Origin of the sequence: Alteromonas antoniana (assembly GCF_019249295.1) — a bacterium.
Lineage (GTDB): Bacteria > Pseudomonadota > Gammaproteobacteria > Enterobacterales > Alteromonadaceae > Alteromonas > Alteromonas antoniana.
The window spans coordinates 149,540-161,202 of sequence record NZ_JAESDH010000010.1 but is presented as its reverse complement, the minus strand read 5'-3'; the positions used below and the strand labels follow the sequence as shown (position 1 = coordinate 161,202).

General features: G+C 44.7%; 9 protein-coding genes and 2 pseudogenes. 6 read left to right on the top strand and 5 right to left on the bottom strand.

Going from position 1 to position 11,663, the window contains the following annotated elements:
- Window positions 1–24: 24 nt before the first annotated feature.
- Window positions 25–207 (bottom strand): hypothetical protein, encoded by a 183-nt coding sequence (locus tag JKP77_RS10645; protein WP_218311151.1) that lies wholly within the window; start codon window positions 205–207, stop codon window positions 25–27.
- A 189-nt stretch (window positions 208–396) separates the two neighbouring features.
- Between JKP77_RS10645 and JKP77_RS10640 the strand changes: the two genes are divergently transcribed.
- Complete coding sequence (locus JKP77_RS10640) at window positions 397–1,197, top strand: SprT-like domain-containing protein (protein WP_044447527.1); 801 nt, start codon at window positions 397–399, stop codon at window positions 1,195–1,197.
- 84 nt (window positions 1,198–1,281) lie between these two features.
- On the opposite strand, the gene JKP77_RS10635 is transcribed toward JKP77_RS10640, so the two are convergent.
- Window positions 1,282–1,833 carry a DEAD/DEAH box helicase gene (locus JKP77_RS10635; RefSeq protein ID WP_218311150.1) on the bottom strand — a complete coding sequence of 184 codons (552 nt, stop codon included), beginning with the start codon at window positions 1,831–1,833 and terminating at the stop codon, window positions 1,282–1,284.
- A 78-nt stretch (window positions 1,834–1,911) separates the two neighbouring features.
- On the opposite strand from JKP77_RS10635, the pseudogene JKP77_RS10630 reads away from it, so the two are divergent.
- Window positions 1,912–3,064 (top strand): annotated as a pseudogene (locus JKP77_RS10630) (IS3 family transposase).
- An 18-nt stretch (window positions 3,065–3,082) separates the two neighbouring features.
- Here JKP77_RS10630 and JKP77_RS22750 read toward each other — a convergent pair.
- The 3 genes and pseudogenes from JKP77_RS22750 to cadR all read right to left on the bottom strand — a co-directional run.
- Window positions 3,083–3,328, bottom strand: a pseudogene (locus JKP77_RS22750) (sterol desaturase family protein); the annotation flags it as partial.
- Window positions 3,329–3,668: 340 nt separating this feature from the next.
- Complete coding sequence (locus tag JKP77_RS10620) at window positions 3,669–4,433, bottom strand: helix-turn-helix transcriptional regulator (protein WP_218311147.1); 765 nt, start codon at window positions 4,431–4,433, stop codon at window positions 3,669–3,671.
- A 128-nt stretch (window positions 4,434–4,561) separates the two neighbouring features.
- Entirely contained in the window at window positions 4,562–4,951 is a 390-nt protein-coding gene (cadR, locus tag JKP77_RS10615) for a Cd(II)/Pb(II)-responsive transcriptional regulator (protein ID WP_218311146.1), read from the bottom strand.
- A gap of 79 nt (window positions 4,952–5,030) precedes the next feature.
- Here cadR and JKP77_RS10610 point away from each other — a divergent pair, with 79 nt between their 5' ends.
- The 4 genes from JKP77_RS10610 (at window position 5,031) to JKP77_RS10595 (ending at window position 11,548) form a co-directional block, all read left to right on the top strand.
- On the top strand, window positions 5,031–5,648 hold the full coding sequence (locus tag JKP77_RS10610) for a cation efflux transmembrane domain-containing protein (RefSeq protein WP_218311155.1): 618 nt from the start codon (window positions 5,031–5,033) through the stop codon (window positions 5,646–5,648).
- Between the two features lie 528 nt (window positions 5,649–6,176).
- The gene (locus tag JKP77_RS10605) at window positions 6,177–7,433 is read left to right on the top strand and encodes a TolC family protein (RefSeq protein WP_246601168.1); all 1,257 of its coding nucleotides are present in this window, start codon (window positions 6,177–6,179) and stop codon (window positions 7,431–7,433) included.
- Window positions 7,433–8,368 carry an efflux RND transporter periplasmic adaptor subunit gene (locus tag JKP77_RS10600; RefSeq protein WP_139758263.1) on the top strand — a complete coding sequence of 312 codons (936 nt, stop codon included), beginning with the start codon at window positions 7,433–7,435 and terminating at the stop codon, window positions 8,366–8,368. Before JKP77_RS10605 ends, JKP77_RS10600 begins: the two co-directional genes overlap by 1 nt.
- Window positions 8,369–8,428: 60 nt before the next feature.
- Window positions 8,429–11,548 (top strand): efflux RND transporter permease subunit, encoded by a 3,120-nt coding sequence (locus JKP77_RS10595; RefSeq protein WP_218311144.1) that lies wholly within the window; start codon window positions 8,429–8,431, stop codon window positions 11,546–11,548.
- Window positions 11,549–11,663: the final 115 nt, after the last annotated feature.

Sequence of the window (11,663 nt, the reverse complement as noted above, 5' to 3'; positions counted from 1 at the left end):
CAGCCTGCCGTCGTCTTCGAGCAGTTACGTAAGGCAGCTTAATTTAGCGAGTGGTGCACTTCGGAGTTGAATTCGCGGCATTTTACGTAAGATTTTTTTTGTTTCTAAATCCAAAGTAAAATAGCCAAGCGTTGCTTCTCTGGTCAATTTTGGTACGCTATTAAAGGCTTGTTTTCTTGCAGCAGATAGCACCTTCATTTGTGCCATGTTCATTCCTTTTCGATATTAATATCGACTTTTTAATAACATTATCGATAAATTTGTGCAGTGTACACTGTACAAAATAAAGTATTTTGGAATCACTCTTCTATTTTTAATAACCGTATCTTCTAACAAAACTGTCGTCACTAATGTAATGTACATTGTAACGAATGTCAGAATAGTAGTAATTACGTCATGTCGCCTACAGATGAACTTTACGCACCGCTCGTGACCGCATACGATCATTTTAATGCATGCTTATTTGACAATGCGTTGCCTCCCGTGATTTTCACCTTACAACGAAAAAAGAATGTCATGGGGTTCTTCGCGGCTAAGCGATGGGGTAACGCACAAGGTAAACTGTGTAGTGAAATCAGCATCAATCCCGCCTATTTCGCCTCATCAAGAATGATTGAAATCTTTCAAACGCTCGTTCATGAAATGGTCCATGCATGGCAGTTTCATTTTGGACAGCCTAGCGATGGCCATTACCACAATAGACAATGGGCACAAAAGATGATGGATGTCGGTTTGATGCCCTCCGATACAGGCGAGCCCGGAGGTGCGATCGTAGGACGTCATATGAGTGACTTTATCATGAAACAAGGTCCTTTTATGAAGGCGGCGAATACCTTGACGCAAGATATAGATTTCAGACTAAACTGGGTAGATAGATTGGCGCTGCCCAAGCTTCATGAGCCTGTGATTGTCGACACACCCACGTTGGCGCAGGATGCATTAGTTGAACACTGTGCTCATGCAAGTGATGTATTAAATGCCAACGTTGTGTCATTGGATGATGAGGCAGCATCTGGCGCATTACCGTCTACGAATGACGATTTCAACGCTATGCCAGACACATTTTACCTTCCAGAAGTCGCTAAACGTCAAACGCGCAGTAAACATGTGTGTCCTGGATGTGATACAAAGATCTACGGCAAAGCCACACTTAATGTCATTTGTGGAGATTGCGAATTACCTTTTGAGCGAGAATAAAACAAGCAATAAGGTACGCGTTGTTTAATCCAATCAAGCTAATTTCCTCTGTTTCGTTTGAACTGTTTTTTTATCGTTTCCGATTTATGTGAAACGGAGTACCTCTTTTTCAAATCTTCCGTACGACGTTAGCGCGACCAAAGCGCTAGAAGTCGCCCCTTTATTCGTCGCAGTCTGCGGCTCTGTAAGGCTCAAGCCTTCTATGGTTTGAGTTGTTATATTTGTTACAGGATCAGGCTTTAGCGTGTCATTGGATGAACTTACTGATGTCATTAAACTGCTGCCTTTTTTCTTACGCCAGACCACCGAAACATGTTCAGGAATTTCTGCTTTGAGTATCGCGGCAAATTCACTTAACTCTGGGTGCGCAGGAACAATCAAAGTTGCTTGTTGATGATTATCTTTTGGGCGCTTCCTTAGGATACGGCCAAGCACTTGTCTAAAGTGCAGTTCAGTGCAGATCCGACTAAGGTGACAGCATACTTGTAGTCTTGGAATATCGGTTCCCTCACTGACCATACCAACTGAAATTAACCAAGGCGCAGCTGAATTTCTAAATTGTTGAATGACTGCATGGCTTTTATCTGTGTCACTCGTAACGAGCCATGGCTCTTGCTGCGTAATGTCTCTTAACATTCGTTGTATTTGAGGGGTTCTACCCAGATTTTACGGACACATCCATAAGAAGGCATAATAGGCCTAGAAGGAGTGTCTATGACCAAACGAAGAAAATATTCCCCCGAGTTTAAACGTGAAGCCGTTTTGCTGACCCAGCAACCGGGTGTGAGTTGTCGCCAGATAGCACTGGATATCGGTGTTAATCCTAACCTGTTAAACCGCTGGAAGCGTGAAGCTGAGCAGGCTAAAGACCAGGCATTTAAAGGCCATGGCAGCCCTCGCGATGAAGAGATGGCAAAGCTAAAAAGAGAGCTGGCTAAAGTCAAAAAGGAACGCGATTTTTTGCGAGAAGCGGCAACGTTCTTCGCCAAAGAGTTACCGTAAGGTATCAGGCGATATCGCGTTGCCGCGAAAGCTTTGCCGTTCGCATGATGTGCCGCTGCCTAAACGTGTCACCGAGTGGTTATTACGCGTGGGTGGAGCGTCAGCCCAGTGCGCGTGACATCGCCAATGCTCAATTGCTTGAGCGTATGCGAGAAATTCATGACGACAGTGGCGGTATTATTGGCGCGCCGCGCATGTATGAAGACCTGCAAGCCGAAGGCTTTGAAGGTAGCTTAAATCGCATTGCCCGGATAACGTCAGTCAATGGGCTTTATGGCTGGCCACGTAAAAAAGGCAGAGGCGCAAAGCGAAAATCAGTGCGTCCTGCTGGACTAGCCAACCATCTTGAACGTGACTTTACAGCGCAGGAGCCGGAAACCAAGTGGGTCACTGACATCACTGAAATCGCGACACTGGAAGGCAAGCTTTATCTGTGTGTGGTGCTTGACTTGTTCAGCAAACTCATCGTGGGTTGGTCAATGCATCATCGCCAGGACAGGCACATGGTCATGCGTGCCGTCGAAATGGCGGTCTGGCAGCGTCAGGAGCAACATAACGTAGTGCTGCACTCTGATCGCGGGACACAGTTTACCAGCGGCGATTATCAGAAACTGCTCAAGCGCGAGAACCTAATCAGTAGCATGAGTGCCGTAGGCCACTGCGCTGACAACGCCGCCTGTGAAGGTTTTTTCGGTATGCTGAAGCGTGAACGGATTAACTATCGACAATATCGAACAAGGGATGAAGCGAGAGCTGACATATTCGATTATATTGAGCTGTTTCATAATCCAAGAATGCGACGTAGACTAGCGAATCAAGACAACAAGTTTACGTCTTTATCAAACCGTCCGTGAAAACGGGGTAGAACCCTACCTATCAAAAGTAAAGGGAGTGTACCTGCACTTAGTTCAATCGCTTGGTGAAGGGGATGCTTTAACAATCCATTGAACCCGTACAATCGTTCAACGCTATGATGAACCGCGTGTAAGCGCCAAAGCACTTTGTATTTATGACTAAAATAATGTGCCATCGTTATCCCAAAGTCAGCGACGATGATGGCAAAGCCAAGTTGTACTAGTAGTGGCCAATGGTGAGGCCAAATACTGAAGTGGGGCACTATCGCGGTCATTATTGGGATAAACGCGACCGTGAGAGCCAAAGAGCCTTCATTGACAATGGCATGCACTATATCTCGCCCGAAATCTCCCTGCGGTGTATTCCATGCTTTTTCATATGGTAACCATTTCTCAGCTGCAAAAGATAAGGCGATGGCGAATAAAAGCAGGGGGATAAGCCAAGCTGGAGATCCTGTGTTTTGGGAAATACTGGTTGCAGCAAAGATAAAGCTTAAAAAAAATAGCGGACTGAACATCCATTGGACCAGCGTTCTCATAGTATTTACACATTCGCGTTTTTATAGATGCGTATATTATTCCCTAGTCAAACTTGATTCGGCTTGTATCAAACGGCTAATTACTGTGAATTTTAATGGTGTGCGGTTTGAATAACGAGGAAGGTGCAAATCCAAACAGCTGTTTAAACGTTTTACTCATATGAGGTAAGTCAGAAAAACCCGAAGCATGGGCAGCCTCAGTCAATGTTGCTGACTTACTCAGTTGTTCTATTGCGGCGCGCACACGCCACCAGACAATAAAACGACTAATAGGTATACCCACTTCTTGCTTAAAAAGATGTGTGAGACGACTTGGGGACAAGAAAACCTTCGATGATAAAAACGCCATATCGATTGCACAACCTCGCTGCGAAGCAATAATGTCGATGACCGCTCGTACCCGTTTATCCTCTGGGCGCGATGAAAACGCAGGACTGTAGACTAGCCCTACCGCTTTATTTACTGTTTTCCACACTTTGTCGATATCGACGTCAGTAAATAGATGCTGAGAAATGTATCCCAATTCTTTACCAGTAAGCGGCAGAGTATTAATTCCATCACTCCTGGTTTGACGCAAGGCAGTGAGAAATTGTTGGTTATGCCTATCTTCAGGCTCTAAATAGATGACTACAATTTGATTATCCTGTGCCAAAACCTTGTGAGGGACATCTTCGAAAATCACAATACATTGTCCGGTGTGAATATTTTGTGCCTTGTAATCTTGAACCGCGATGTCTTTGTCTAAACCAATGCAAATTTGGACAGCATGATGTGCATGAACATCATTGTCAGGACTGACTCCGATGTAAATCGCTTTGTAGGGCCACAAATGAATATGCATAGCTTACTCAGTATCAAAAGTTCAGGCTAGTATTTTTTGCTTCACAAATCTATACGCATGACGAATGTTAGCCGATAGATACACGTTGAGGCGAGCGCGCACAGTAAAATTATGTGGTTCTTATACTTTTAAGTGTGTAAATAATTTAAAATGCCACAGTCCCTAATGGTTTTGTCTTGATCACACTTTGACGCCATATTTTCGAGTGATGACTTTAATGCGTTTAGCTCTTCAATGCGAATAATGACGTCTGATAAATGCTTAGCTATTAACGTATTGATATTTGAACAGCTCTGATCTGGCTTCGAACGACTGTCCATGAGCGTTTTTACTTCCGTGATAGACATATCTAATGAACGACACTGTTTAATAAACAGGAGTTGTTCAATAGTCCCCTTGTCGTAGACACGATAATTTCCACTTGAGCGCTTGAGCTCAGGTAAGAGACCTTTCTTTTCATAAAAACGAATGGTCTGAATACTACAACCTGTCGTCTTTGCGACATCACCAATTTTCATTTTTTTCTCCTAACCGTTGACTCTATACCAAGTATAGACTTTATACTCATGTCATTCATCAGTAAAGAGTGTGTTTCTAATGAGCGGATGTGGGTGCGAAGTTGAAATAAAAGACCAGTCTCAACGACAGGTTTTGTATTGGCTTTTGGGAATAAACGCGACAATGTTTGTTATAGAAATGGGGATCGGGTTGCTTGCTGATTCAACCGCATTAATAGCCGATTCACTTGATATGCTCGCCGACGCAGTTGTCTATGGTGTTGCCCTTTATGCTATTGGTAAATCGCTATTACACAAAGCGAATGCGGCTAGAATTAGCGGCTTTTTTCAGATGGCACTGGGTCTGTTGATTATCATTGATATTGTAAGACGGTCAATTTACGGTAGCGAACCTGTATCGGGACTAATGATGGCTATGGGGGCAGTTGCACTGGTTGCTAATGTCATTTGTCTTGTGATCATACGCAAACAAAGAAATGAAGAAGTGCATATGCGGGCAAGCTGGATATTTTCAGCCAACGATGTGATTGCCAACTTAGGTGTTATCTTTGCTGGCGTTTTGGTGTTTTGGCTCGATTCTCGATGGCCTGATTTGGTTATCGGTGTGATAGTTTCGTGCGTTGTGTTGCGCGGGGCAAAAATGATCCTCGAAGATGCTAAAAATGAAAGACAGCGAGCGCTTAGTGCGCAAAATTAATAAGAACATGCCAATTTTTAATTGCACATCAAAACTGCGTAGGTTGGCATGGTTACTTATTACTTTGCTCATGTGTCAATCGGGCTTTTCGTTCGCCGCTCAATGCGATGACTACCCGGCGGAGGTATCGTCAGTCCCTGAACAATCAAAGTCCATAAGCAATTATGGTGTTCCCGAAAAAAATGTAAATGCTAATGATACGTCGAGTGAAGAGTCTAAGTGTTTGCATTGTGTGCTGTGTCAATGTGGACAGATTAAGTTTCTGGCACAACACCCAATAAGTGACGTAGCTAAACCGTTATCTACCAATCAATACAGTTATTCCCGCAACGTCACTGACGGCCTAGTCGAAGGTCTTTTACGCCCACCTCAACATTAATCCATTCCCTTCTACATGTTTGCATGGGCGCTTTCCATGTATGTCGTTATCTTATGAAAAAAGGTTCTTTTATGAGTTTTTCTCGCCCATTGGGCATAAAAAAAGCTAGCTCAGCGTATCTGAAATTGATATCTGCTGTACTCGTAACAATGAGCATATCTGTTCAATCTGCCAATGCACAAAAGTCTTCAATCACGCTTGAAAATGCGCTCAAACGCACATTATCAAACAACCCAGATTTAGTTGTGTTCGATTTTAAATCTTCGGCATTGGATGGTGAATCAAAAATGGCCAATTTACGACCCAAAATGTCTGTTGGGGTTGAAGTTGAAAATGTGTTGGGAACAGGCGAAGTGTCTGGTATCAAAGATGCCGATTTGACACTGACCTTATCGTCGGTCATCGAGCTTGGCGATAAAGTCAGCGGCCGAATGAATGTGGTGAGCACAAAAAAAACACAACTGCTTACTCAACGGCGAATTCGTACGCTGGACATCCTAGGTGAAACAACTCGACGATATATCAATGTCATTGTCCAACAAGCGTTGCACAAGACTGAGCAACGAGCTGAAATGCTGGCTCGCACAATGCTTCAGACAGTCTCTACACGGGTTGAAGCGGGAGCTTCTTCACCACTTGAGAAAAAACGTGCAGAGTCGGCGTTGTCGCAGGCGCGTTTGTCGTTATTGATAAGTGAACAAAAACTCAATGAGTATAAACGCGACCTGGCCATCATGTGGGGTGACACTAACGCTGCGTTTGCGGAAGTTGAAGGGACACTGTTATCGTTTCCAAATTCACTATCACTTGAACATATGCTTTCACAGCTTCAAAGCAATCCACACGTTCTGCTTTATGCTGATAACTATCGGGTACAAGAGGCCAGATTGAGAGTGGTTCAGGCCAGTCAGCAGTTCGACATTGCGTGGGAAGCCGGTATCCGAAGAATGCAGGGAATTAATGACACAGCGTTAGTCGCCAGTATTTCGGTGCCGTTAAATACCAAGCAGCGGAATCTAGGAGAATACGAACAACAGCGCGCATTGCTTGACAGTATCGACTATCAAAAACAAGCGAAAATTCGTGAACTCACTCGCCAATTAAATCAAGTCATTAGCGCAAAAGACCAAGCCTTGCTCACTGTTACGACCCTTCAAGACAATGTCGTTCCCACATTGGAATCTGCATTGAAATTGGCGCGGGATGGCTATGAAAGTGGTCGCTACAACTATATAGAGTGGGTGACAACGCAACAGCAACTCATAGATATGCAACGAACACTGATAAAAGCCGCAGGCTTAGTCCACCTTCGAAGCGCAGATCTAGAGGCACTTACGGGAATTCCCGTGTTTTCTGACTCTCCCTCGACGTCTGCTCAATCATCAGAATTACTAGAGAAAAAATAATGAATACATCACAATTTACATTACTCACTAGCGCACGTGACTTGCTTGGCGTGTTAGCCATGCTACTTACTTTACTGTTTGCTACTGTCGCCCTGGCTGATGATGACGATGAGGAAGCCGAAGAAAGACCCGAGTACGTAGTGTTATCTCAAGAACGGATGCTTGAACACGATATCGTGACTGCTTCAGCCGCGTCAGGATCATTATCGCTCACAACCAGAACATTTGGGCGGATAGTTCATGATCCTGCGTCACTGAGTCATATTCGTGCCCGCTTCGACGGTGTTGTAAAACGTATCATGGTGAATATTGGAGATAAAGTAAAAAAAGGTGACACACTGGCAATCATTGAGTCAAACGAGAGTTTAAATCAATACTCAATCACCTCACCGATGTCTGGAAAAATCATAGCTAGACACGCCAATGATGGTGAGCTCACCAACGGTCAAGTGCTGCTTTCTGTTGCTAATTACTCTCGCGCAATTGCTCAATTGGCTATTTTCCCCAAACAACGTACTCATATTGCCGCTGATATGGAAGTCACTTTAAGGCTTGAGGAATTGCAGCAACAATCAAGTATAAGCCACATTACGTCCTCACCGGATGACAAACCCTATTCTATCGCGTTTGTGAACGTTGATAATGGCAGTGGTTATTGGCCTTTAGGCGCTATGGTAGAGGGTTATATTCAGATTGGTTTCCAAGAAGTCAATCTGGCACTCCCCAAAAGTTCAATACAAGAGTTAGATGGGCAAACCATTGTTTTTGTCAAAGAAGGGGAACGATTTTACCCCCGCCAAGTAAAACTTGGGAACACGGACAACCGTTTAGTAGAGATTGTGAAGGGCGTTCAAATAGGCCAGCAAGTCGTTGTAGAAAATAGCTATCTACTAAAAGCTGATTTATTAAAAATGGAGGCGGGCGATGATGACTAATTACCTGCGCATTTATTGTCAAAAGCAAAGCCAAGTCCATAAAAACGGTGAGGTGAGAGCATGATTGCACGAATACTCCGTCTGTCGATTGAGCGCCGTGGTGTCATGATGTTGTTCGCCTTGTTTGTCGCCTTTTTTGGTATGTACAGTTACAAACAACTGCCGATTGATGCTGTGCCTGATATCACCAACGTGCAAGTGCAGATAAATACCGCAACCCCAGGTTACTCGCCTTTGGAGACTGAGCAACGCATAACGTTTATAGTTGAAACCTCGCTGGCCGGTTTGCCTAATTTATCGTATACCCGCTCGATATCACGCTATGGCTTGTCGCAAGTCACAGTCGTGTTTAAAGAGGGCACCGATTTATATTTCGCACGAAATCTCGTCAACGAGCGTCTCACCGCCATCGCGGCGCAATTGCCAACAGGGTTAACCCCTGAAATGGGCCCTATCGCCACAGGCTTGGGTGAAATTTACATGTACTCGTTAAGTGCTGAGCCTCAGGCGCGACAGGACAACGGTCAACCCTATGATGCTATGGCATTAAGGGAGATCCATGATTGGGTAGTTAAGCCCCAATTGTCGCTTGTTGAGGGGGTAACCGAGGTTTATGCGGTAGGCGGATTTGAAAAGCAATATCATGTGAATCCTAATCCAGTCGCAATGATAAACTTTGGGATAAGTACAGGTGACCTTCTCAGTGCGCTAGAACGCAACAATGCGAATCAAGGCGCTGGTTTTGTAGAACAAAATGGGCAACAAGTACTGATCAGATCGGAAGCCCAACTGAAGGGCATCGACGATATCGGCCAAGTGGTTGTTAAGATCATTGATGGCGTACCGGTAAAAATTCAAGACATCGCCCAAATCAACCTCGGTAAAGAGCTGCGCTCTGGAGCCGGCACGTTAAATGGCCAAGAAACAGTGATTGGCACGACAATGATGTTAGTGGGAGAAAACTCTCGTACGGTCGCCAAAGCTGTGGACAGTAAGCTCGAAACCATTAAAACAAGCTTACCCGAGGGCGTTATCCTTGAAGCGGTTTACGATAGAACAAGCCTCGTTGACAAAACCATCGACACAGTACAGAAAAACCTCGTCGAGGGCGCTTTACTTGTCATCGTTGTGCTATTCGTTTTGCTTGGGAATGTGCGAGCTGCACTTATTACAGCCGCTGTAATACCCCTGGCAATGCTTGCCACGATATCCGGTATGGTCAAAACCGATGTGTCTGCTAACTTAATGAGTTTAGGCGCACTGGATTTTGGCTTGATTGTCGATGGCGCAGTTATCATTGTTGAAAACTGTATCAGGCGATTATCCGAATCCCAGAAGCAAAACGGCGCAACTCTACCGCTCAAAGAAAGACTGAATGTTGTATATGAAGCCACTAATGAAGTCATACGTCCCAGTTTGTTTGGTGTATTGATCATTACCATTGTTTATATCCCCTTGTTCACGCTCACTGGCGTCGAAGGTAAAATGTTCCACCCCATGGCAGCGACCGTGATAATGGCTTTGCTTGCCGCAATGGTATTTTGTTTTACCGTAGTGCCTGCGGCGATAGCAATTTTCATGAGAGGTAAAATTAGCGAAAAAGAAAGCCCAATTATTAAAGGTGCAAAGGCAGTCTATCGTCCTGTTTTAACCGGAGCGCTGCGTTTTAGATGGCTAGTGGTAGTAGCAGCGAGTGCTTTGGTTGTCGGCAGTTTATGGATGGGCAGTAAATTAGGCTCCGAGTTTATTCCCCAGCTCAATGAAGGTGATATCTTAGTACAGGCAATACGGATCCCTGGGACAGGGGTAGAACAAGCAGTTGAAATGCAAAAAACTCTTGAAGCGAAACTTATGCAGTATGAGCAAGTACAGACGGTATTCGGTCGCACGGGTACGGGTGAGGTCGCCACCGACCCTATGCCACCAAACATTACTGATACGTTTGTTATTTTAAAGCCTCGGGAGCAATGGCCCGATCCATCAATGACAAAAGCTGAGTTAGTGGAAACGTTTGAAGAGGACTTGTTTACTTTGCCCGGCAATAATTATGAATTTACGCAACCTATACAAATGCGTTTTAACGAATTGATTAGTGGCGTAAGGGCAGATTTGGGGATAAAGCTATTTGGGGATGACTTAGATACGCTCTTTGCATCTGCTTCTGACATTTTGACCGTTATTTCAACGATTGAAGGAGCTGATGACGCGAGGCTTGAGCAGGTAGAAGGCATTCCAATCTTCACCGTCACACCAAAGCCTGATCAATTGGCACGCTTTGGTTTGGATATAGCCGACTTGCAGTTATGGCTCAATGCTGCGACAGGTGGAGAAACCGCTGGAATGATTTTTGACGGCGACAGACGCTTTGAGATTGTCGTGCGATATGGCGACGACATTCGAAATGAACTCACTCAGCTTGAGAGCGTTCCCATCGTCACGCCCTCTGGTGAGCATGTACCGATAAGCGAATTAGCCACACTGGCATTTAAAGAAGTACCTAGCCAAATAAGCCGGGAAAATGGCAAACGTAGTATTGTTGTCACAGCAAATGTGCGTGACAGAGATATTGGCACTTTTGTTGAAGAAGCTCAGGCGAGAATCAATGATGAAGTAGATTTACCTGCTGGTTATTGGCTCGACTATGGTGGAACCTTTGAGCAGCTCGAGAGTGCGAGTCAACGATTGACTATTGTGGTACCCGTTACGTTGTTTGTGATATTGACTATGCTGGTGATTGCGTTTGGCTCTATACGCGATGCGTTAATTATCTTCACAGGTATCCCTTTGGCATTAACAGGCGGTGTAATGTCTCTTTGGTTAAGGGATATGCCTTTATCCATATCCGCATCGGTAGGGTTTATCGCATTATCGGGAATTGCCGTGCTAAACGGATTGGTAATGCTGTCCTTTATAAAGCAACGTTTGCTAGAAACCGGAGAATTAGTGAATAGCATTGTTGAAGGAGCACTGATTCGATTACGTCCAGTGCTAATGACGGCATTAGTGGCAAGCTTAGGGTTTGTGCCCATGGCGCTGAATACAGGTATTGGTGCAGAAGTACAAAGACCGTTGGCTACCGTTGTGATTGGCGGAATTGTATCTTCGACGCTCCTCACGCTTGTCGTTCTTCCGGTTCTTTATCGCATCGTATATGCAAAACAGGAAGTTGCACTTCGTTAGCGCTAAGTCGAGGAAGCATTCGTTGCCGATAAACGATCGCTTCCTTTTTTCATAGTCAAAGAAATCCGTGACAGCCTATTTATCAGTTGAAGGAGCAGCTCTCAGAAAGTGAATG